This is a genomic window from Paenibacillus endophyticus, assembly GCF_014192395.1.
Taxonomy (GTDB): Bacteria; Bacillota; Bacilli; order Paenibacillales; family Paenibacillaceae; genus Pristimantibacillus; species Pristimantibacillus endophyticus.
Genome location: NZ_JACHXW010000002.1, coordinates 604287 through 627783 on the forward strand (window position 1 = coordinate 604287; position 23497 = coordinate 627783).

The window sequence follows — 23497 nt, forward strand, 5'->3', positions numbered from 1 at the left end:
AGTTTTGGGAGCGCGCTGCAAATATGCATAATGTATAGTTCTGTTCCATCCATTTGCCTGATCTGTCTCCCTATAGACAGATATGTTCTATTCCCGTTTCCTGTCCGTGCTGCCTGCTCCCACCTCGGGATGCACTTCCTCCGGCAGTTGTTTGGAAGCGCTAGGGACCTGGCGCGGCTTCAGTTTGATATCATCAGATGAACAAATGACGATGCTGACTTGCCCGCCATGCGCGTAAGCTCTTATGAGAACCGGATGATCGTATTTGTTCTTGAATACAAAGTCCGGGCCATCCCAACTAACGGTAGCGTCACGCCCGGATGGCACATACTTGACGTTACGGCTATGGGAATACCGTTCGACTATTTGCAGTCCAGCCCGATCTGCCGCATTAAAAAGAGTGGAAGAGATTTGGCAGATGCCTCCGCCGATATCCTCCGACATCTCCCCTCTCACAATAACGGGAGCACGCAAATATCCGCTTTCTTTGGTCCGTTGACCTACGACCTTATTGAACGAAAAGCGTTCATTCGGGAAAACCACATAGTTATTGATCGCTTGGGCGGCTAAATGGACATTATGAGTGCGGTTTTTGTTATTCGGATTGTAGTAGGTCGCATAGTAGCCGATTTTTTTCACCTTAATTGCGGAGAGAAGCTCACTGTCGACTTTAGGATAAACGACCTCCATTGGCGCTTCTAGCTGCGAAAATCCGCCTTCAAAGATAAAACGGTAAAACTGTATCTTTAGCGCATGACGATCCAGCTTGCTGCCTGCATGCTCGGGTATAATTCTTCCCGCTCCGTCAAGCGTGGCGTTCATTGCCGGCTTTTGCACCCTTTTATCGATGGCTGCTATGCCTTCCTCCAGCTTGATGTGATCGATCAGCGGTATGCCGGCAGACGAGTCGCTGTATTCCACGCGTCCCAGCTCGGTTAAAGCTTGTCCGCCTTGTTCAATCACAAGCGAATCGGCATAGACTCCCTGTTGAAGCATCATCATAATCGCTATAATCCAGTGCAGACCCATTGTCGATAATCTCCCCCAAACCGCAGTATTCGTGGTAGTATGATTCATTTCGTGAATCTGCATACATTTTGATGCGGATGGCTCCTTGATAAGCAAGGAGATTTCTTACATAAACAAACGGCATCTAGCCAAAAATAATAAAAATCAAACAAAAAGGCGGAGGCAGCATATGAAACAGGCAAGAACTAGCTTCATGGTCATTTTCCTAATCGCATTCTTATTGCTGCCGCTCTCGGAGCGAGGCCAAGCGCAGCAAGGCAGCAGCATGATGCACCACAAGCCTAAAAAAACAGAGCAGTTGCACGATGCAAACAGGCTGATTATGACGGTGGGCTCCTCGCGTCAAGCGTCCTTCGTAAGCGAGCTCTACATGGAGCGCAGCGAGCTCGATGAGGCAATCCGCCATGCCAAGCATAAACCGTCTGAAAAAGCAGAGTTTTACCCCGATATCTATATCACACATCTAACTCCAGCAAGAGCACAATACCGGCTTGAGCGCAGCGGTCAGCTCTGGAATGAAGCACAAGCAGTAAGCATAGAGCTCCCCTCAAAGCTTGCCAAGCATCTGACTGCACTCGCGGAAGGACTGCGAATGCAGCATTACGGCAAGCTTCTGACATGGCAGCAATCCACCGACATACTGCCTAATAAAGCGATTTTTTCTGTAACAGAGCTCGAATCAGGCCTTACTTTCCGCGTGCAGCGGCGTGCGGGCAGCGACCATGCAGACGTTCAGCCCATAACCAAGGAAGACTCCCGCATTATGAAGCAAATCTACAACGGAAAATGGAGCTGGAAAAGAAAAGCGGTGCTAATCCGTGCGAATGGCCATTGGCTTGCTGCCTCCATGAACGGCATGCCTCATGGCGGTGACGGCATTCCAGAGAATGGCTTCTCCGGGCACTTCTGCATTCATTTTCTCGGCAGCTCTACGCATAAATCCGATCGTCCTGACCCTGCCCATCAAATGATGGTGCACAAAGCAGCTGGACTCCTAAATCCGTATTTGGATTCGGCTGACCCGCAGCTGCTTGCGCTCACTTTCGTTGAAGCGCTGTATCACAAGGACGAGGAAATCATCCAGCTGCTCACAGATAAGCTTCCAGAAGAAAAGCAAGCAGCCTTTATCCAGCATATGCAGCAATGGGTTTCTATCAGGGTGCAGCTGCCTGCCAAAGGAAAACAGGTCCGCTTGCCGGAGATCAGCAGCTTTGGCGATGGCCTGTCAGCCGAAATAAAGCTGCCAGTCACGATTCACACGGTTAGCGGCCAACGCCGCAACGGCAGCTATATTTTCCAATTCAATCGCGCCTCCTCTCAATCGCCATGGTACATCCAAGAGGTGAACGATCAGCCGTAAACTGAAAAATGAACAAGAGAAAGGAATAAGAAAATGGAGCCGAACAAAAGAGCTAAATTCGGCAAAATAACCTTTTACGGCAAATCTTGTACGCAAGCTACTCCCGATTCACAAACCTCACTCTCGTGCGCTGCCGGAGCAGCTCCCGAATTCCGTCACCGATAGCCCGGATGCCGGGCTCGATGAGCCCTTCCTCCACCTGTGAGACGCTTAACCGGAGAACATCCTCCTGCCGGAATTCCGGCAGGTACATGCGCTGGGCCGGATCAACCAGCACTCCGCGCTGCAGCAGGTGGTCGGCCGCTGCCTGCGCCCGGAGGGGGGCTGGCAGCCCAATCGTGGTATAGAATCCGGAGAAGGACCTTGTGTAAGCAGTTCCCGGAGGCAGATGCTTGCGGTATGCTTCCTGCAGCACCACCGCTTTGCGCCGATATATCTCCCGCATTCGACCGATGTGGGCGGCGAACATGCCGCTCTCTAGGTATACCTCGAGCGCCCCCTGCGTCAAAAGGGGGGAATGTACGTCTGCCGCAGCCTTCGCCCGCAGGAAACTTTCTCGCAGTGTGTCCGGCAGCACTGCCAGTCCAAGGCGCAGGCCGGGAAGCATGACTTTCGAGAAGCTTTTTACATAGATGACTTTCCCGGATGGATCATAAGCGAACATGGGGTCATTCCTGGGATCGCCATCCAGGTCGCCCATGTAATCATCCTCAACGATGTACACGTCATAGCGATTCGCCAGCTCAACCATGCGCTTGCGGGCTTCGTTCGTGTGGCTATACCCGGTTGGGTTGTGGAACCGCGAGACGGTGTAGAAGAACTTAATATCCCCATCCCGGAACAGCGCCTCCAACCGCCCCAGATCCATGCCGCCTTCCTCGTATGAAATGCCGTGTACTTTGCCCCCATATCCCCTAAGCGATTCGACCATGCCGGGATGTACCGGCTGCTCTACGACTATGTTCCGCTTGCCGTTCGGAAAAGGCAGCCCAACCAGCAAATGCAGAGCCTGCTGAGAGCCAGTCACCACATAGATGCGGTCCGGGACCGTGAACACCTGCAAATCCCGCAGATGACGGGCCAGCTGGAGCCGCAGCGAGGCGAGGCCTTGCCCCTCTGAATACGTAAACATGTCCTCGCGGTACCGCTCGATGGCCTCATTCATGCAGTGCTGGAAGTCCCGGTATGGCATGGCGCTCCGGTCCGGGCCTGCCCACTGGAAATCAATGACGTCAGGCATCTCCAATGCACCTCTCGCATCCTCCCCAGCGGGGCTGCGGTGCACGATATAATAGCCGCTCTGGGGCACCGCATAGATCCGGTGCCTCTTCTCGAGCTCCCCGTATGCCCGAATTACCGTATTTCGGCTGCAACCGAATGCTTCCGCCGCTTCCCTGATCGACGGCAGCTTTTCTCCCGGCCTCAGCTTCCCTTCCTTCATTTCCTGCAGGAGCTGTTCCACAATCGCTTCATACAGCATCTTCCCTATCACTCCTTCCAGCCAACTGTACGGGTACAATCACCATAAACACCGGTATAGCCTAGTCGCACATTCCTATATACTCAGTGTTGTCGACATGATCCTTACTGTTTTGCCATTATGAAGAAGACCGAGGAGGAATGCAAATTGATTACCTGGAGAAAGAATAAAAGAGTCGTCTTGGCGCTAACCGCCCTGCTATTTGCCAATACAACGGGAAGTGCCGTACTTCCCGTACATGCTGTCCCCAAAGAGAATAAGCTCCCTTGCAACGAGCTGTTTAATGACGTGCAGGGTACCCTGATCGTCAAAAACCTGAAGACGGATCGCGTCTACGTCTGCAATCCCGAACGCAGCCAGCAGCGGTTCACGCCGGAATCGTCGTTCAAGATTCCGAACGCGCTTATCGGACTCGAGGTAGGAGCGGTGCGGGACGAATATGATGTGAAGCGGTGGGATAATGTCGTCAGGCCATTCGAGGAGTGGAATCGGGACCATACGCTTGGTTCGGCAATGCGTGCATCCGCAATCTGGTATTACCAGGCGATGGCTCGGGACATCGGGGTTGATCGGATGAAGAATTACGTGGATCGCATTCGTTACGGCAATATGGATATTAGCGGGAGCAGCGATGCCTTTTGGCTGGATAGCTCGCTGAAGATCTCGGCGGAGGAGCAGGTCGGCTTCATGGAAGACCTGGTGGAGGAGACGCTGCCCTTTCAGGAACAGACGATGAAGACCGTCAAGCGCATCATGATTGATAACGACCAGGACAACTACACCGTGCATGGCAAGACGGGCACGAGGCTGTCTGACATGGGCCTCGGCTGGTATGTGGGCTATGTAGAGCATGGGAAGACCGACTGGGTGTTCGCTGCTAACGTGGACAGCAGCGGGACGAGCGCCAAGATGGTCACGTTGGAAGCCTTGAAGCGCCTTAGTATTTTGTGAGCACCTTCCATGTTATCACTCAAATGCTGTTCATCGGATGCAGTACGCTCGAGCTGGGGAGAACCGGTTGGAATGATTTCAACTCGTATAATCACTCATTGCCTCACCAGTATCCAAGTAGCGCTTCATTGCTCTAGCCTGTCCGTTAGCACGGAAAAGGCAGCCATATCGAATCGGCTGCCTTTCTTTTTAGAGTTATCATGGTCTTTTATCGCAGTGCTACTTATAGCTATCTGATGCAGCTCTCCATGCTGTATGTGAAAAATGGGTAACGTTTTGTTTGTGCCACGGCTGCTATCGCTGATTTGGTGACGATGAATAGCTATCCTTAATATATGTTTTTAAGAAGCTATTGCAGAACTTTCCTTGGGGGTCGCATTGAAGGAGCAACTGCTGAAAGTCGGGCAATTTCTCATATAATGATTGTATATGGACTGGCGGCATGGCAAACAACTTCCCCCAATGTGGGCGTGCACGAAAAGGCGCAATCTGTTCTTCAATTAGTGGCAATATTTTTCCAACTGGATTCCAATCCGCTTTCCACGTAAAGTGAATAGCCACCGAGTCCTCCATGTAACAAGGGCTCATCCACAGATTGTCTTTCGCAATCGTGCGAATCTCGGACACATAAAGGTGTGGCGATATATGGTCCCTTATTCGGTCAATCGCACAAAGTGCTTGATAGGCATAGTGGCGCGGTACGAAATATTCACTTTGTAGTTCCTCACCGGCGCTTGGCGTGAAATCCATGCGAAAGTGCGGCAGCCGTTCATGCCATGGCCCGGGGATGCCAAACTGCTCGCTGCAATTCTCCGCTGAGTGTCCTGGCACTGGATGACGATTCGCTTTTGCATGCATGGCGCCAAAAAATTCGGAATTGTCCCCGGCTGGTTCATAATCAGATATTTTCCGCTTTAACCAGACTTGATTGAAAGCGTTTGTCTTCCAATCCGTGAAAAGACTAACACTGTAAGCACTAGAGAAGATATCGTCGAAATGATCATTAAGCTGCGCTAAAGGCATATTTTCGAATACATACTGACTCATCTGAAACGTAGGAATCACATCTAGAGTGATTTGTGTGATAATCCCCAGTCCCCCAAGCCCTACGACCGCTCCTGCGAGGAGCCCATCTTGTTGATCACGGGAGAAAACGACCTTCTCCCCATCCGCTTGGACAACTTCCAAGGAATGAACCGCTGTAGCAAGATTGCCGTTCCGGTCACCAGAACCATGTGTTGCCGTTGAGCAAGCACCTGCAATGGTAATATGCGGCAACGACGCCAAATTGTGCAACGCATAGCCGTACCCATGCAAATAATCGCACAGTTCTCCGAATCTAATGCCGGCTTCAACCGTAACCTTATTGCGTTTTTGGTCTAATTCAATGACTCGATTAAGCTTGTGAAGAGAGAGAAGGCTCTCGGTACAATCAGCGATTCCATTGAACGAATGACGGGTGCCAAGCGCCTTTATTTTACTGCTACGAGCTACTAATTCTTGTATTTGTTCAACGGTTTCCGGAACATGAAGTTCCGAAGCGCTATACTTATAATTGCCTGCCCAGTTTCTATTATTTTCCAAACACATACACTCCCGCTAAATCGAATGATAGATCTGTGCAAATTGATTGTTATGCTATAAAAAATATTCCACATTATATAGGAGTATCCTGCCCGTACTAGGTCTCATAAATAAAATTCCACACGATAAGTTGACTATCCGAAGATTGAATTTATAGAGGATAAGCGTCTTCCTGCGCGCCAGGCGGATAATTGTATACCCGATCGCCTTGGACGCTGATTAACAGACTAGCCAGGATGTTGCGGATGAGTATGTTATTGCTGACCTAGCCAAATCATTAGGTATAAAATTAAGATCGTTCCAATATATTTCTGAGGTGTTTCAATTCAGCCTAGGAGGGACATCGTGGAATACTTTATCACAGTAGAACCCGGAGTACGGGTATTCGTACAGGATTTAAATCCGACGGGGAACAGGACGATCTTGTTTATTCACGGCTGGCCTTTAAGCCACAAACAGTTTGAATACCAATTCGATATTCTTCCGTCCCTGGGCGTCCGGTGCATCGGCATGGATTGGCGAGGGTTCGGGAACTCGGATAAGCCTTTCACCGGGTACAGCTTAGATAGATTATCGGACGACATCCGCGTCGTAATCGAGACGTTGAAATTACAAAACATAACGCTGGCGGGGCATTCAGCAGGCGGAGCGCTAGCGATCCGCTACCTGGCAAGACATCAAAGCTTCGGGGTATCCAAGCTTGTTCTAATCGACGCCCAATCTCCGGGTTCCGTACCGCAACAAGATGCTAATCGATTCATTGCGGGAACGTTGTCCGATCGGCCCCAAATGCTTGCAGGATTAACAGATTCCTTTTTCTTCAAATATATTACAGAGCCTTTCTCGAATTGGTTCTTTCAAATCGGATTGCAAGCAGCGGGTTGGTCGACTGCGGCCGTCATGGTTACGTTAAGAGACGAGAACGTGCGAAACGATCTTGGGAAAATAAACGTGCCGACGCTGATTATTAACGGCGTGCATGACAAAGTCGTTCCGTTCACCAATGCCCAGGAAACCAATAAGCTCATCCGCAATTCGTTCTTGGTCCCGTTCCAATATAGTGGTCATGTTCCTTTTCTGGACGAACGCGATAACTTTAACCAGACCTTGATGCAATTTATTCAATGATTGCCCCTGTTTATGGTCAATCATTTCTCCCTTTTATGGTTGCGCCTTAGGATCTCCATATAGCTGTTCATGTTCACTCAATGAAATGCACTCTAAAAACACATAGCTATTTAGATTAATAATAGATGTCAATTCAAACTCCCCTTTACCCGCAAATTGTACCATAAGTAAAAGGTGGTTATGGAGCAAATCTGTCCGTTAGCTCAACGAGGCTGCCATATCATACCGGCAGCCTCGTTATGGTGATTGTTAAAATAACGTCAATCCAGATATCAATTTACCATCCCATATGTTCTCGAAGTGAAGTTATCTGTGCGATATGGTGATAAGCATGCCATGAATACCTTTGAACAGCTGTATCTAAAGTCATATCACCATACGTTGGACTTGTAACTACCCTTTTAAAGTCCGTAGGCAGCAATTTCAATAATAGTGTCACAAACCTGCTGTGAAGGGCTTCTATAAGCAATATAGAAGTCTCGACCGGTGTATCCTTATAATCGTTCAACTGTGCCCACAATTCTTCTCGAAATGTTCCCGCAACTGGATGCTCTTCGGTTAAACCACGTTTGAAACGAATATAGGCATTCATCTTAGCATCGGCTAAATGATGGACAACTTGTTGCAAAGTCCATCCCCCAGGACGGTAAGGCGTATTCAGTTGTTCTAATACCAAACCCTCTACCGCTTGCCGAAGTTTAGCGGGCATTCCGGCTATAGATTCAATGAATTGATTGCGTTGCTCATTTGTAGGTTCCTGCAACGTAATGAATTGTCCAATCGGATAACGCAATGTATCCATAACCTTATCTCCTCCATTCCCTTATTAAATTCTGGAATAAAATTGCATATTCCTGTCCGCTAGCTTAACGCTTTAGAGCAGCAAATAATTTAATCTTGGTAAAACAATTTGCTGTAAGAATTTTTTTATTTAATTCTTGTAATGTTTTTATTAATTCCTTGGATTTTGAAATAAGTTCTTTTTCAAAATCTCCAAAGAGTATTGTCTCGTTGATAATTTCTTCTTTTAATGCGTTAATAAATAATTTTCTTTTAGTTCGAATTAATGGGCCCTCATGAATTTCTAGATTTAACTGACTAACGATAAGTTCATTTCCTTCTTTAATGAACTCGAGCCATGTCTGAGGGTTTTCAATATACTTTAATACGACATAGTTGTTTTTTTGAAGTTGGTAATACACATCGATAAGAAAATCAAAATGAGTCAAAATTAGCTCAGAATAAATCCGCTTCGTCTCTAGTCCCATTTCAGGAGAAGGATATGATAAATATTCAATCCCGTTTATGATAATGGTAAAACAACCGTATATTTGATTATATTCTTCTTTAAAAGTTTGGAGATCAATTATTCGAAACTCAAGGATATCATCTTCAAAGATTTCATATTTAATATCAAACATTAGTGATCACTCCGAACTTAACATATAAACATATATCAACATATTATTGTGTTACAAAGTTGAATGTTTTCATTAGTTTGTTGCGTTAACCTGCCCTTTTGCTCAACGAGGCTGCCGATTTATGCCGGCAGCCTCGTCCTGGTGATTATTAAGCTATAGTTTCCCGTCCCTCGGTTTTAAGGGTTTATCTCACATATACTCACTCATTCGCAGGATTTCGTCACCTTGGATCATGACCATCTCAGGAAGCAACGCAGTTGCTGCCGGTTGAGGTGGTGGGCTGGGCATACGGAAATAGAGGAACACTCAGGAAATATTCCCCAGGCTATCTCTACTGCACGCATACTCCACATGATCCCTGGAGGTTCACCCTCCCACAACTCAACGGGTCAATGCCCTTACATTCCTTCGTTATACCTGTCCAAGGTGTGGAGACCGATAGCGTTTAGCGGATGGGTCTGAGCCCTTTTGGGAAACGAACTCGGTCCTCCGTGCTTTCTTTGTGAAATCCTGCGAATGAGTCAATATACGTGTTTACTACTTAACTTAAGCTGCTTCTGCCCATGCAAGTACGGTTTTCTCAGGTATGAACGTTTCTCCTCGTTGAACAATACCAACAAGAATTCGTGCCAGCTTTCCTATTAACTTAAATATGGATTGCTGCTTTTTCATCTTCTTTTCCTGCACATTATGCTCATGCAGATGGCGGAATACGGGATTATTCCAAACGAGCTGAACCGTCGCGAGATAGAGATATTTTCGCAAAGCTGAGTCCCCTCGTTTCGATAGAACAATTCGTCCTTTTCGCTTCCCTGACGTACTTTCAGCCAAATTCAGGCCAGCCTTCCGTAATACCTGACGACCATGCGCATACTGCCTTAAATCTCCTGTGCCAGCTAAAATGGCCGCGGTGAAGATCTTCCCGAGACCTTTTATGGTACGAAGCTGCTGTGCCACTGGAATCTCAGAAAGCAGGGATTCGATGTCCTTTTCAATCTGTTCAAGCATGGTTGTAACTCGTTCAAATTCTTCAAGAAGCCGTATTAAATCTGCCTTCGATTCTTCTACAGCGGTTCGATCTCCGACACTGCGTTTAGCATGAGCGATAAGCTGTGCAGCCTTCTCCATCCCCGTAGAACCCCCAGCGCGCTGCATATGGGTTCTCCAAGCACTGATTACATCCGGTACTGCATACGTCTCCAAATCCTGTGGGCAAGGGAATGTCTTGAGGGTCGCCAATGATCGCTTACAGGTCCAATCTTTGAATACGGATGGATACTCAGGAAAGCGAATGTCCAGCCAACGTATGATTCGATTCTGCAGGCGTACACTGTTCGACACCCAGAATTCGCGATCACTCATTATGGTACGTAAGCGTTGAAAAACTAGTGATTGACGCGTGTACTCATAGTAGAAGCCCCGACTTACTGAATCTGCGATGATAAGTGCATCTTTAGGGTCGTTCTTTGATGGACTATTATCTCGGTTTTCTTTATTGCGCTTCGTCGTAGCAGGGTTAACCATAACCACGTGTAATTCCTTATCTGCTAACCAGTTGGCCAGGTTAAACCAGTAATGACCAGTTGGCTCCATGCCGATAATGAGCTTCTTTAATCGATGTTTCTGCTGTAACTCCGTCATCCAGCGGTTCAATTTTTCAAAGCCATCCATGCTATTTGAGAATGAGAGATGTCGTTTGGAAACCACGATCCCTCGGAAATTCGTAGCTTGTGCGACATGCGTTTCTTTGGCCATGTCGATCCCTACGACGAGATGCGAGGTGGTAATTCGTTCAAGCCGTTGATTTTGTGCGTCTGATTGCTTAAACTTCATAGTAAGAGCGCCTCCTTGATGATGTATTGGACAAACCCATCATACCGAGGCGCTCCTTTTTTGACAAAGGCTATTTCTTAGCCTTAACAGGAATGTTTAGCGTAACTGTGACTGAACAAGTTAGTTCATTTTCTTACTCTATGTCTTATTACTTTGGTGATAACATTCAAAGTAAAAAAACCCAGTATTGCCCCGAGAGTATTTAACAATAAATCATCAACATCAAAGCTACCTATTCGAGAAAACAATTGAATGAGTTCAAGAAATAAGCTCAGTAAGAAAGAAGAAATAATAAGTTGAACAAAGTTTAGCTTCCTCCCTGCAATCACTGGTAACAAAAATCCAAAGGGAATAAAAAGGATAATATTACCCACAACGTTCCTGATAACAATATTTTGGTTTGACGTATGAAAAGCATAACTTGATATCGTTTTAAAAGGCACAAAGTTACTACTTAAAGTAAGGCTACGTTTGAAATCCTTCAAATTAAAATCAAGGAGATAATCCATCATGGTAAATGGAGATGCAGCTTTAAACAATATGACTTTTAATAATAAAAGTAAATAAACTAGAAAAGTGATTAAAAAAACTACTCTTAATATCATAAATTGAATATCATTTGTCTTCATTATTGACCCAATACACACCTTCCACACCTCAGAGAAGGTTTAAATGACATTCAGGCTGGGTGTTGCGATATGTGAGTTTTGAATAAGCATAATGATCATCCTTTGGTTGTGTTGTAAAAACAGGTTTATTATAACATACCGACGAAGATTGATAAAAAGTCTAATTTGTCTAGCTATATAGACCTTAGTTTAATAAAAAGGCAGGCTACCACAGCGCCTGCTTATTAAATAAGTGTTATTCAACGTCTCCCGTTAGCGTAATGTATTATTGGTCTTTTTCGGAGTTGGGAACTCTATAACTTGAATATTAAATAAATCCAAAACCCCAATTATCGCCACAGCGAAACCACTATTCCATACCTCATCAATCCAATTCTCATCAAATTTCTCTGTGCATTCATTAATAAAATCTTGATTGATTAAGATCGAAGATGCCTCGGCCACATTAGTGTAGAGATATTCCGTGACTCCAATTTTATCTATCATCCATCTCAGCCCAACTTGGACTCCTTTATCGTATTCGCCTGTCGCATTTTCATGTGAAGTTATCCATTCGAGCAATTGGTTTTTTCGTTCCTGAGTTATCTCTACAGTAACATTGAACATTTTATCAACTCTTCTCTAATGCAATCAAAAAATCCATTGTTAAAAGTATAATTCAGTTGGAAGTGAAATTTTTGTTTCAACTAACGTTCTCCGTTAGTTGAACGCAAGCGCAATGTGCCGTTCATTCGATGACGATTTCCTGAATAACAATGAAATCTCTCTTATAGAAGTCCTTCACTTACCTTATTCAATATTTCATTAACCTTATTCTTGATTTCGATGTTATCTCTCGCTGTAAATGTAATTAAAGGATTATTCCAGTTTTCTATTTCCTTATCTTGTTCTACATCCATTTCAATGAGAACCAATCTATATTTTCCTTTTGGATTTCCTTCAGGATACCACCCTAAATCAAGCATTCTGTTCCTTGATAGATTTATAAATAAAAAAATGTCCTCTTGCAACTCAATCTGAAATGGGAATGATTCATCAATGAATTCATTAGTATTGATCTCATAAAATTGATTCCATTTGATGATCCAGTCTGCTGGTAATTTCAGAGAGACTAATTGATTTTCCACTGTTGTTCCGCCTTAATTTGGTTTTTGGGTATTTCATCTAATTTACACTTTAAGTTCTATTATGTTCGAGACATCATTGAAGAATCCTGCCATTAGCGTAGCGATGAGCTGCCATGCGGCAGTCCTTCAAGGGTGGAACTATCGTTTCCCATTAGCGTAACAACAGATAACTTAACTCATATCAAAATATCCTACCTATAATTCCAATAACCATCATAAGTAGAGGTCCTACAATTAGAAACCCTACTATTACTGCAATACATTTGAGAGAAGTTGATATTCCTATTCGTTCACCAAATGTATCTGCTTTTTGATTTATTCTCTTAATTTCACCATCAAGTATTTCTCGATTCAACTCTTCTGACATTCCACATCCCCTCCTTTAAACCCAGATCATACCACCATTTAACTTCACTTTTATTTTCAAATTAATGTCCCTTGTGTTTACCGGACGTGTTTTCTTAGTCGGCGAATTGTCGTCTAATTCTTTGCTTTTCTTCACGTGCAGCGGATTAACTACGACGCATAAAACCCGTTATGATTATTCCTCACATGTGCACAAGTTAATTTTTATTCTATTCCTGATTTATACTAGGTATTTTATATCCCACGACTTTTCCTATGACATCTTGTTTTAAAAAAGATCCCGCCGTTTGACTGTCATTGAATCCTCTCCAACGAACATCAGCCAAGATAAAGTACTCGTTTTCTTTCAACGCTACAGCGTTCCATGAATCACTGTTGTCAGAAGGAGAATCATTGCCATAAAACGCGTCCAGTTTGTTATCGTTAATATAGACTTGGCCCTTTTTAATGCGCACCGTTTCACCAGGGAGCCCCACGACTCTTGCAATATCTGTGTCTTGGTCTTTTTTGTTTTTTGTTTTGAACACTACAATATCCCCGCGGGAAATGTCATGTTGTTCATAGTATTTCAAGTCTACTAATACTTCGTTGCCCATAGCAAAAGGATGCGGGTGACTATAACCAACTTCTGATAACATTCCGTCTGTTTGCACCTTTACCTTATTTAACGATGGGTCAGGATTCTCAATGACCTTTATTTTATATTCTGTCACGGTATCTGTGACCGTTTTGGTACAACCGCTCAAAATTAAGGCAATGAATAGCATTAGAAGAACCGTTATCTTTTGTATCAAGTTCATCTTCACCTCTTTCTTCCTTGCGGCTACGTGTAAATTTAGGAATCAATGCTGTTTTCCGTTATTCGGATGCCCTTGGCGGGTTATTTAACTATGGTTCCTCGTTAGCGCAAACGTGGATTGACTAACCGCAGCTGGGGCCTTACAAAAAACGGGGTCAGCATTTGATCAATCTGTGTTACCTGACACGGCAACATGAGTCACTGATAGAAATGGATGTCCAGGCAAGGTTGCAGTTTATATCATACGCGTAGGCTTACCTGTTTAGGATGCGGAAAATTATTTGAATATGTTACAGGGAAACTGGAAATATCAGATCATGGACTCTGTCGAAATCGTCTCGCATCCGTTGAATAATGCAAAATTTTGAAAACAATTGTTCAAGGCTTTTCGCAATTGCTTTGTTAGCTTTATGTCGTTCTCGTACCAGATGTTTTTAACAACGAGCGTCCCGGCTTTTCGCTCCGCGATTACCTCGGCTCGTCCGATGAAGCTTTCTCCATATATTATAGGCAACACATAATAGCCGAATTTCCGTTTGATTGCAGGCGTGTAAATCTCCCAAGTGTAATCGAATCCAAACAATTCGTTGATCAGTTTTCTGTCCCATATGAAATTATCTAATGGGGCAATCAGCTCGCAACGCCATTTAGGCGCTGGATTTTGCAGAACGGCCTCAATAAGCGGCAAGTCCTCCGCGCGGCAATAAAGTATATTCTTCATTTGTTCCACGGCAACAGCAACAATGCGAGCTTCGTCCAACAGTTGGCGGAAAACCTCGTTGCGCTGCTCCGCTTTCAATCCCCATATGTTCAGCCAGGCATCGGATGCGCGATTCCATAAAAGTCCAACAGCGCCGATTCGACGCAGTACCCGCCACTTGTGATGCTCAAGCTCTCCTTCTAGCGGCTCCGGCGCATTCAGCAGATTTGGCGGTATGTACTTCCCGGCGATATCGTAATATTTACGCGTTCCTTTTTTGTGATGTATAATCAACTCGCCTGTAGAGTACATCTGCTCCAGCACCGACCGGGTTGAATTGTTTCCGCTGCTCCAGTGGATGGCCGATTGCCAAGCAAAATTTCCATCCAATTTTAGATTATCAGAACTTAGCACACCGTGATTTTGGATGTGAGTTCGTACTTGCTCTATCAACGCTTCCATTTCGGGATAGCGCTTGGCATGTTGTCGGGCGGCCTGCCTGTACCGCTCAAAATACGGCCAGTCCTCGATAGGGATAATGGCCAAATTCTTGTCGGGATAATCCACAAGGATTCTATCTCGATACAGCAATTCGGAGAGCATGTTCTTGGTAAATCCTTTGATGCGCGACTGCAACACCAGTTCGGCGTTTTTTCCGCAAACATCAATAGGATCGTATTGAATACAGCCGACCTGCCGCACAAAATCCAATGCTCCCTGCTTTCCGGCAAAATGATATTCGCCCAACAAACCGTGCTTCAATAGTAGAAATTGCCGTGCCTGGCGGTTCGTCAATTGAATCATGAACACATCGGCTCCTTTACTGAACAAACGGGAGCCGTTTGCACATGACGATGGATGGCGATATTGCTTATCTCAATAAAATTACGGTTTGCTTCTTTCCATAATGAGGGTATCCATTGAGGAGCATCATAGGCATACCGCTTTCCTAATTTTCCAATAACCGAATATTGCTCTTTATCAAAGATTTCAACCACACCTATTCCCCCTATCCGTTGGAAAACACAAAAAACAAACACTTGTTCCTATAAAATGTTACCATTATCTCGAGCATAAATACAAGAGCTTTGAAAAATACTGCCCGTTAAAGCAATGAAGCTGCCGATCGCCGCGGCAGCTTCATCTACGTTGTGTATTGAGCTAAAGTTTCCAGTTAGTGTGAGTAACGAATGTCTGTCGATTGAAGCCTTGAAAATAAATATCGATGAACGTGGAACGAATGCCTTATAGCTGAATAATGTTGTGCTATGCGGTAACGGTAATTTTGGCGTGCTGATCCAACCCGGTTTCCAAAAGATTACATCCAGATGGTGAACTTCAATCGATAAAATTCCGCCCAGCTTGCTTGCCAAAGTTGATTTACCTGAACCTCCAGAACCTATAAGTACAATTTTTTTCATATTGACCCCTGTCAATGAATCTTATAAACAGATTTTCCCTTCATTATAAGATACTCATAGTTATCACGCTAGCTTGCCCGTTAGCATAGCGAAGGGCTGCCATGTGGCATTCCTTCAAGGGTGGAACTCACCTTTATTTTTGGGGGTCTGACCGACAAACTGCTCTTTTTTATAACACGAAAGTTAAAAAGAAAACCCGATCACCAATGATATTGAAAAACAAACTTATGGAAGAAACCTCCACTTCAGCCCATATTCGTGCTTCGTATGGTTTTCGGTCCCCGTTTGGCTCTATGAGCACGAGTCATTAGGTTTGCCGACAAAAGCATGCCCGCTATGACGATAACCCCGCCGACGATTTGGGAGATCAGCAGCTCTTTACCTATTAATACAGACAGGATAGCGGTAAAAACCGGCATCAAATTCATTGTAATGCTGGCTTTCCCCGGTCCAAGCTCCTTTACTCCCTGGTTCCAGAACAGAAATGATCCGATGGATGGAAACAAACCTAAATAGATAATACCCGTTATGCCGAAAACGGAGATTTGTTCTATATGCAAAGGCTGAACAAACAGCAATGGTGCCATGCACACTACGCCGATAACAGCGGTGAACGCAACGAACGTAATGGGAGGAAGATGCTGCGCTCTCTTGCCGATAATCGAATACATAGCCCACAAAAATACGGCTGCTAGCATGATGCCATCACCTTGGTTGTAATGCGTGCTAAAGACACCGAGCAGATGCCCTTTAGTTAATACCGTTAGCACTCCAAGGAAAGATAACATCAGTCCTGCCCCTTGCCTCGCGGTAATTCTGTCCTTCAGGAACAGAAGAGACATTACAATCATAACAGCCGGAGTTAAGCTGTTGATCAGACTGCCGTTTGTAGACGAGGTGTGCTGGAGTGCCGTATATGTAAGGATCGTGTAGGCCACGACGCCAACCATCGACAAGAATAGTAAAATGCCCCAGTTGTCTTTCCATACCTTCAGCCAGTTCGGCTTTTCCACAAGTTGCGCCATGGGGATCAACACGACGGCCGCAAGCGCCCAACGGAAAAAGGAGGCCCAAATCGGCGGAAAATCTAACGTAACCGATTTGCCGAATATAAGATTCCCTGCCCAAAACAGATTCGCCAATATTAGAAATAGCCATGCTCTTGCATTCATTTTCAAGACTCCTATCTTCATGGTAATCCAGGTCTCTCGACAATTCAGCGCCTTTTTTTAGGCCTGGTTAGGTTTCTTTACCGTGTTCTATCTCTCGTTCTATAATCATGATACAATAGGTTTAATCATAAATAAAATGAATATAAATCATGAAGGAGATACCGAATTTGATATGAATAAATCTCTTCTACAGATGATCGTCGCTATTTCGGAAACTCGAAGCTTTACGGCAGCCGGGGAAAAGATGAATATGACGCAGCCGGCCGTCAGTCGAGCGGTTACTTCACTGGAACGCGAGCTAGGGGTAACCCTACTTATCCGCGATCGGCGCCATGGCGTTGCCCTGACCCCGTTCGGAGAGCGAATCGTTCGGATTTTCCGGGAGATTCTTCAAGGATATGACAAAATCGATCAGGAAATTGCCAGCGAAAAGGGACTGGAAACGGGATATGTCCGTATCGGTGCTTTCCCGGTGGCCGCGTCATATTTTGTGCCGAAACTAATCAGCCATATCAAAAGTCTTTATCCAAGGATTGAGTTTAGCATCGTGGAAGGAACTATTATAGATGTGCAGGATTGGTTGGATAACCGACAAATCGATGTTGGCCTACTCATACCCTCGGATAACGCCACCGATTCTTTTCCTCTGTATCGGGAAGGCATTTACGCTGTCATGAGAGACGATCATCCTCTAAACGGAAAAAGTCTAATCCGCCCCGAAGATTTACGCGAGGAACCGATGATAATCTGCAAAGCGGGTTATGAACCGCCTGTCCTGAAGTGGTTTGATAGTGCCGGCATGGCACCAAGAATAGAATACATCCTCAACAATTACAGAACCGCTCTTCAAATGGTGCTTGCGGGTGAAGGTTTGGCGGTCATGTCCGAACTTTCCCTGTTGGACTGTCCTCAAGGTCTAACGTTGAAGCGTCTGTCTCCCGAGGCTTACCGAGATATCCACATTGCCTCCGCTCCCGTAGAGAATTGTACCATTGCGGTAAAAATGTTTATCGAGACGGCTCAGAAATTGTTCCCTTTTCAAACCGTACATGAGTCCTTAATCAAAGTTTAAGTATTCGATAAAAGATGACGGAATCGCATTGCCTGAACTCATCTATTTAACCAAGGTTGTTTTTGAAATTCCATATTTATATGTAGCGGCCATAACGCCCAGTTCGCCGCAATCGATCTCTTCGATAATAGCGAGCTTCTCTTCTGCACGGTATTGATTATTAGGCATAATAAAATGCTCCCCTCCTAGCAGCAGGTTTTATTATTAACCTGTCTACTTTTTGGGGAGCATATCAAATCGGCAGCCTTGTTTGGTTTTACCGTCCTTTGTAATAGTGGCTTTTTCACTTTACGTATTCGCCCATTCAATATTTCGATTTATCCCTATGTTCCATGAACGCGAATTCGTTGCCCATCTTTATTATTTTGGTAGCATTCTCTACCGACCCCAGTTAACATTGTTTACACGTTCATCGTGCAATCTGAGGTGTTTGACATCGTTTTCCTTACAAAAAGGATTAAAACAGCTTCCAATGCCCTTCGGAGACAACTTCGACTGCTCCGTCGATCACTTTGATCGCGGTCTGATCATCCATCGCATATGCTGGACCTTGCATCCCAGCGGCCCAACTCTCTGCAGCAGCCATAGTATTTTCAGGCAGCATCTCATGGCCCAAATGCGGAAATATCGCAAAATCAACCAGTCCCAGCGTTTCGTCGCTACCGCTCGGCGGAGTCCAGCCATGGAAGAATTCCCCGATCTTAGGTGCCATTACCATACTCCCGGCGCTCATTCCCACATAAACTGCCCGCAGAGATGGTAAAAGGTCTGCCAGACCAGACTGCCGCATCCAGTGGCACAGGTAGAGGGCGTCACCACCCGCCACCAGCAGGACGTCCGTCTCCTTGACTAACGGCACCCATCGGCTCTTGTCGATACTTGGCAGCGCTGTGAGCTCCAACACGCCGACGGACTTCCAGCCCAAGTCGACCATAGGGCTCTCCTCATTTCCGCTGATGAATTTCCAAGTTTGGACGCCTGGGCCGACCCAGGGGTGTCCGTACATCGCGGTGGGGATGCACAAGGCGCTGGAGTCGGCGATCGGCTTGCCTAACATGTCAACTAGCGCATTATGTATGCTTTTGTTATTGATACCTGCAGATGTAAGCAGAAATTTCATAACTTCACTCCTTTGTGTGCCTAAAGTGTTCGAAAATATGATAGGCAAGATAATTTATAATAACTTTTACAACAAAATGCTGAGCAACAATTCTATTGAAATCGAATGACGAATGACACGAAATCCGCCATCATTTCCCCTGCTTCTGTCGAGGGCAGCGATCCTTTTGGATTATACAGGCTCACCTCATAAATCCCTGGCCCCTTGTCTGGATGAATCTTGAATGAAAAATCGCCTCCAGGCGAAGACACAGAAACTACTTGCCCACTGTCTTTTCCGTTCACGTTCACAATCATTCTGATAGAGTCGAAAGCTGGTTTACTGATCATGCCTGTAACCGTAACTTCCTTCTTCGCTTCTGCATATCCGCCGCCCCACACTTTCTCTTTTCCATCATTCGTTGAGAGAGTTATGGTTTTGGACATGTTGTCATAAAATTGGGTGTTTCCACCTCGGAAGGGGACTTTGTCGGCAGGCAAGGTATTCTGAAGCGTTATAGTATCGATTGTTTTTTTGGTGTGAATATTGGTTAGTTCGATTTCGTTCTGGCCAGGAATGAGTGGTACGCTGATTTGTTGAACAGAATATTTCAATGATGAATAGCCAGTTGGAGGCATCAGATTATTATATCCCCACCCACCTGTATAAAAAAATTGGTTTGAATAAAGGAACATCGGCCCATTTGCACTGAGTACTTTCATCGTCAGCACTTCTGCATTCTGATCTCTGGTTATATTCTGGTTTGAAGTAAATTTAGAGTCATTAACTGTAACTGTCTTGTTTTCAGCATTGTAAACAACGCCCAGCCCCCACTGTCCGGAAAAAAACTTCACCGGAAGCAGCAGCCTTCCTTCCTTATTCAGCACTGTTGTCTTGCCCATAGAGACTCCGCGTGATTTCACTTCTCCCGTGAGCGCATTCAACTCCATCCCGACCCGATTGTGGTCACGAGGCATAAAATATACTGTCTTATCTTGAGCTACATAATGCGCTTCCATACCGGTCAATGTTCCTAAGTCACGTAGTGGCAAATAGACCGAACCCTTATATAAAAACGGAGTTTTCGAAAGCTGCATCTTCTTGTTATTTTCCCTCTGTTCAAGCAAGGTACTGTTGAATTTCAGATCTAACGTACGGGCTTCCGGCAGTACATACGCATCGGCTTTCTCAAAAAGATTTAATACTGGTCGCATGCTGCGAATTAGAGCGAATTTTTCATCAAAAGACAGCTCCGCGCACTCCGAAACAAACTGGTAATCGGTTTGAGCGTCATAACTCCAACTTGCCGCTACAGAGAGCACTCCATCCTTCTTATATAAATATAGATCACCTTTCGAATTTGGTAACAGTGGTAGTTGTTCAACAGCAGCCGAAAACTTCTGCTTTAATGTGAAATATTCGGAATTGGTAACCTCCGAGGTGGCATAGTATACCGTCCAATCATTTTTCTTGGGCAGTTTCTGGTATAATTCCCCTTCAGGCATTAATGACCTCGATTTGTCTGTGTCTGAGGATATGGTGTAGATCAAATTCTTATCCGCTGCTGCGGTATCAGCATTCTTACCTAAATAAGCATTCAATGTATATCCAATCTTTTCAATTTTATGGTCAAACGCAAACACTTTTCCGTCCGGCATCGGTACATAAGTTGGCAGTACGACCGAGTGATCCATCTTTGTATAGAGTTCCTTCAAATCTTTACGCAATATTTCCGGAAATGCAGGATCGAACGCTGTACGCATTTCGGACCTCACTGCCACCGTTTCTGCGGCTTGGACTATTAGTCCATTTCCGCATCCCAAAGCGACACTGCAAACCATAGCCATGGCAAACCATTTCTTCAAACGTTTCATCTCCCTTTTTCAATTAACATGCATAACATTTCTCATTTTTCTAACGCCTAACAAAGTTAAATAGTTTCATGTAATATTTCTTAGCTTCCCGTTAGTAAAACGAGGCTGCCGATCAATCTCGCGGCAGCCTCGTGGTGCAGTTATTAAGCTATTGTTACCCGTTAGTTCAGGCTATGTAGCTAGATGTGACCATCCAGGGTTGGTCTTCATTTCATAGATTTTTTGGAGAGTATGGACATGCTTCGTCTTCTCGTCATCAGCCTCTGTGTGAAGATACCCCTCTACAAGCCTGTACCCGAATACGAGAAGAATGATCTCATAGACACAATGATCGGCGATTCGGGTTACATGTGCATACTCCGAAAAGCCTTTGTAATACGCGGGGACGCATCGCTGGTAGTATTCGACCATGTGATCGATATCCGGTTCATCTGCAATCAGGCTTGCGAGATCCTCTCCCAGGTAGCCCCATCCGCTGGTATCCCAATCGATGAGCGCGATATTCCCTTCAGCATAAATCAGGTTGGTTACCCAGAAGTCCCGGTGGCATAGCACGAGGGGCAATTTTTCGATACGAGCGAATATCTCGTCTGCTTGCTCATCGATGTCGATGAGCATTTGCCGCACGTGCATCGGGAATCCGCAATCCTCCGAGCGTATATAATCGTAGACGACCGGCCATGACCGATAATGCAGATACGTATTCTTCATGAGATCCGCATGGCTCAGATTGTTCAGGCTCTGCAGCACGGCGGGCTGCTCCGCATACAACTTTCCTTGAAAGCGCCCTAACTCCAGCGCGGCCTTTTCATACATGTCACCGGTCAAGTCTATGCCGGTTACGCCATCGATATATTCCAGCCACAGCTGGTGTTCATTTTCTTCGGCATTGAGCTCGGCATGATAACATGTCGGCCAGCGGAGGGCTTGCGAGAACGTCGCTCCCAAGTCAGACGAATAGAGATCATATTCTCGACGCCATGAACCCGGATCGCCGTAACGCTCCCATTTATTTTGGATTTTCAGCACTATACGGTACGGCATTTTTTTGCCATCCACGCTTTCGGCGATCCCCGTTACCAGGTACACATTTCCCACTGTTCCGCCCTGTAACGGCATAGTTTGGTAGTCGGCAGAGATGATATCCGTCTTGAACCGTTGGTTTAAAGCGTAAATAAGCTTTTCAAGTTCAATATTCATTTATTCCTCCGTTTTCTCCGTTCTCTCCGTTTGCTTACTCTATATGGCGAGAGTTTTGTTTCGAGTTCTAGCTGTTAAACCAGCTGCTTAGATGATTATATCAAATGTAATCCCTAATTTTGGGAAGAGTTTAGTTATAACTATTCTCCTTGTTTGCTTAATAAGATGAGCAGGCCACAATAGAGCCGTAATATTCAACTATAGTTTTCGTTAGTTTAATCCGCAATGTCTTGGGCGAACCGAGGGAGAATGGATCCAAAGAATGAATAGGGTGATATCATAAGTAACTGACTTCTATGATTTCGCTCCGACATAAATATACATAGTTATGCTATAAAAGAATTGATCGCTCTTATTTAATATTTCAACGTTGTCCAAAAATCCTTTATAATCTTCTGCTTTTAACATATCTCTTCTCACTAACGATTCAAAATCTCGAATCATCATGTGCCCATAATAGGGTTCTTCAAACTTTGTATTTGTTAGTACATGTGTTTCAATCTTGCCAGTAAATAATCTTGAATCTTGGAATGTTCTCCATAATCTTCTACCCATCCAAGAATCGATATCATCCATCCAATCTTGCTTCCAATCATTAAAAGTCTGTGTGATTGTTCTTATTAGTGCCTTATTGTCTCCATCTATCAATTGTGAATCCCAATCAAAATGGGCAAAAATCACTTGTCCTTCTGGCTTAAGTACTCGATGTACTTCTCTTAGAAGATGTTGTTTATCCTTAATGCATTCCAACATATTATTTGAAATGACAAGATCAAAACTATCGTCATTAAACGGAATATCCTGAGCAAAATTGTGATTTATGAAATTGATTCTTACATCTTGTCCATAATTTTTTTTGGCTTTAATAATGGAATTCTCCATAGAATCGATACCGACAAGTCTGCTTCCATCATCAAGAAGCTCAGAAATGCGGAACAAATCATATCCTTGACCGCACCCTAAATCTAGAATCGTTATGTTGGGTTTGATATCGATAAGAGAATAAATAAATTCTCTCATTCGAATGTTATTGGGATCCATTGTTGTTCCTCCGTCCGTCTTTAAGATATCAGGTATCAGATAACGTCTTTTTTGCGAACTTCTTTAAATCGCGATACATAATAAGGTATTCGCGAAGTGATTACGCTAACCTGCCAGTTCGTATTATGAGGTCACCAGATCTTTCTGGTAGACCTCATTTTTGTGTAGTCGTAAGATAGCGGTAGCCGGGGATAGAACGTACCTGCCCGTG

The 23497-nt window shown here is 44.8% G+C and carries 23 protein-coding genes and 1 pseudogene; 4 read left to right on the forward strand and 20 right to left on the reverse strand.

Annotated elements, in window-relative coordinates; translation table 11 throughout:
* Positions 1–87 precede the first annotated feature (87 nt).
* Positions 88–1077, reverse strand: a complete 990-nt coding sequence (locus tag FHS16_RS05370; RefSeq protein WP_376769650.1) for a VanW family protein — start codon at positions 1075–1077, stop codon at positions 88–90.
* Between the two features lie 121 nt (positions 1078–1198).
* Here FHS16_RS05370 and FHS16_RS05375 point away from each other — a divergent pair, with 121 nt between their 5' ends.
* Positions 1199–2389: a hypothetical protein gene (locus FHS16_RS05375; RefSeq protein WP_183559584.1), complete on the forward strand. Its 1191-nt coding sequence runs from the start codon at positions 1199–1201 to the stop codon at positions 2387–2389.
* Positions 2390–2486: 97 nt separating this feature from the next.
* Here the strand turns inward: FHS16_RS05375 and FHS16_RS05380 are convergent, their stop codons facing one another.
* Entirely contained in the window at positions 2487–3869 is a 1383-nt protein-coding gene (locus FHS16_RS05380) for an aminotransferase-like domain-containing protein (protein WP_183559587.1), read from the reverse strand.
* 150 nt (positions 3870–4019) lie between these two features.
* Here FHS16_RS05380 and blaOXA point away from each other — a divergent pair, with 150 nt between their 5' ends.
* Positions 4020–4820 carry a class D beta-lactamase gene (blaOXA, locus tag FHS16_RS05385; protein ID WP_376769653.1) on the forward strand — a complete coding sequence of 267 codons (801 nt, stop codon included), beginning with the start codon at positions 4020–4022 and terminating at the stop codon, positions 4818–4820.
* Positions 4821–5114: 294 nt separating this feature from the next.
* On the opposite strand, the gene FHS16_RS05390 is transcribed toward blaOXA, so the two are convergent.
* Positions 5115–6404 (reverse strand): FAD-binding protein, encoded by a 1290-nt coding sequence (locus FHS16_RS05390; protein ID WP_183559592.1) that lies wholly within the window; start codon positions 6402–6404, stop codon positions 5115–5117.
* Positions 6405–6749: 345 nt separating this feature from the next.
* Between FHS16_RS05390 and FHS16_RS05395 the strand changes: the two genes are divergently transcribed.
* Positions 6750–7532, forward strand: coding sequence for an alpha/beta fold hydrolase (locus FHS16_RS05395; protein WP_183559594.1), 783 nt, complete (start codon positions 6750–6752; stop codon positions 7530–7532).
* Between the two features lie 277 nt (positions 7533–7809).
* Here FHS16_RS05395 and FHS16_RS05400 read toward each other — a convergent pair whose 3' ends face one another.
* From FHS16_RS05400 to FHS16_RS05455, 12 genes and pseudogenes are all read right to left on the reverse strand, one after another.
* Positions 7810–8334, reverse strand: coding sequence for a YfiT family bacillithiol transferase (locus tag FHS16_RS05400; RefSeq protein ID WP_183559596.1), 525 nt, complete (start codon positions 8332–8334; stop codon positions 7810–7812).
* Positions 8335–8398: 64 nt separating this feature from the next.
* The gene (locus tag FHS16_RS05405) at positions 8399–8953 is read right to left on the reverse strand and encodes a hypothetical protein (RefSeq protein ID WP_183559598.1); all 555 of its coding nucleotides are present in this window, start codon (positions 8951–8953) and stop codon (positions 8399–8401) included.
* 546 nt (positions 8954–9499) lie between these two features.
* Positions 9500–10786, reverse strand: coding sequence for an IS110 family RNA-guided transposase (locus FHS16_RS05410; protein ID WP_183559600.1), 1287 nt, complete (start codon positions 10784–10786; stop codon positions 9500–9502).
* Between the two features lie 125 nt (positions 10787–10911).
* The gene (locus tag FHS16_RS05415) at positions 10912–11415 is read right to left on the reverse strand and encodes a VanZ family protein (protein WP_183559602.1); all 504 of its coding nucleotides are present in this window, start codon (positions 11413–11415) and stop codon (positions 10912–10914) included.
* A 252-nt stretch (positions 11416–11667) separates the two neighbouring features.
* A complete protein-coding gene (locus FHS16_RS05420; protein ID WP_183559604.1) occupies positions 11668–12021 on the reverse strand; it encodes a hypothetical protein in 354 nt (117 codons plus the stop codon).
* A gap of 161 nt (positions 12022–12182) precedes the next feature.
* A complete protein-coding gene (locus FHS16_RS05425) occupies positions 12183–12542 on the reverse strand; it encodes a hypothetical protein (protein WP_183559606.1) in 360 nt (119 codons plus the stop codon).
* 181 nt (positions 12543–12723) lie between these two features.
* Positions 12724–12909 carry a hypothetical protein gene (locus FHS16_RS05430; protein WP_183559608.1) on the reverse strand — a complete coding sequence of 62 codons (186 nt, stop codon included), beginning with the start codon at positions 12907–12909 and terminating at the stop codon, positions 12724–12726.
* Positions 12910–13117: 208 nt separating this feature from the next.
* Complete coding sequence (lepB, locus tag FHS16_RS05435) at positions 13118–13708, reverse strand: signal peptidase I (RefSeq protein WP_183559610.1); 591 nt, start codon at positions 13706–13708, stop codon at positions 13118–13120.
* A 309-nt stretch (positions 13709–14017) separates the two neighbouring features.
* Positions 14018–15211 carry a winged helix-turn-helix domain-containing protein gene (locus FHS16_RS05440; protein ID WP_183559612.1) on the reverse strand — a complete coding sequence of 398 codons (1194 nt, stop codon included), beginning with the start codon at positions 15209–15211 and terminating at the stop codon, positions 14018–14020.
* Positions 15208–15405, reverse strand: a complete 198-nt coding sequence (locus FHS16_RS05445; RefSeq protein WP_183559614.1) for a hypothetical protein — start codon at positions 15403–15405, stop codon at positions 15208–15210. Before FHS16_RS05445 ends, FHS16_RS05440 begins: the two co-directional genes overlap by 4 nt.
* Positions 15406–15690: 285 nt before the next feature.
* Positions 15691–15828 (reverse strand): annotated as a pseudogene (locus tag FHS16_RS05450) (EutP/PduV family microcompartment system protein); the annotation flags it as partial.
* A gap of 245 nt (positions 15829–16073) precedes the next feature.
* Complete coding sequence (locus tag FHS16_RS05455; protein WP_183559616.1) at positions 16074–17000, reverse strand: DMT family transporter; 927 nt, start codon at positions 16998–17000, stop codon at positions 16074–16076.
* A 172-nt stretch (positions 17001–17172) separates the two neighbouring features.
* Between FHS16_RS05455 and FHS16_RS05460 the strand changes: the two genes are divergently transcribed.
* The gene (locus FHS16_RS05460) at positions 17173–18072 is read left to right on the forward strand and encodes a LysR family transcriptional regulator (RefSeq protein WP_183559618.1); all 900 of its coding nucleotides are present in this window, start codon (positions 17173–17175) and stop codon (positions 18070–18072) included.
* Positions 18073–18114: 42 nt separating this feature from the next.
* Here FHS16_RS05460 and FHS16_RS32230 read toward each other — a convergent pair whose 3' ends face one another.
* From FHS16_RS32230 to FHS16_RS05480, 5 genes are all read right to left on the reverse strand, one after another.
* On the reverse strand, positions 18115–18240 hold the full coding sequence (locus tag FHS16_RS32230) for a hypothetical protein (RefSeq protein ID WP_281378999.1): 126 nt from the start codon (positions 18238–18240) through the stop codon (positions 18115–18117).
* Between the two features lie 289 nt (positions 18241–18529).
* On the reverse strand, positions 18530–19192 hold the full coding sequence (locus FHS16_RS05465; RefSeq protein WP_183559620.1) for a Type 1 glutamine amidotransferase-like domain-containing protein: 663 nt from the start codon (positions 19190–19192) through the stop codon (positions 18530–18532).
* A gap of 92 nt (positions 19193–19284) precedes the next feature.
* Positions 19285–21036, reverse strand: coding sequence for a stalk domain-containing protein (locus FHS16_RS05470; RefSeq protein WP_183559622.1), 1752 nt, complete (start codon positions 21034–21036; stop codon positions 19285–19287).
* Between the two features lie 180 nt (positions 21037–21216).
* Entirely contained in the window at positions 21217–22245 is a 1029-nt protein-coding gene (locus tag FHS16_RS05475) for an aminoglycoside phosphotransferase family protein (RefSeq protein ID WP_183559624.1), read from the reverse strand.
* Between the two features lie 294 nt (positions 22246–22539).
* The gene (locus FHS16_RS05480) at positions 22540–23286 is read right to left on the reverse strand and encodes a methyltransferase domain-containing protein (RefSeq protein ID WP_183559626.1); all 747 of its coding nucleotides are present in this window, start codon (positions 23284–23286) and stop codon (positions 22540–22542) included.
* Positions 23287–23497: the final 211 nt, after the last annotated feature.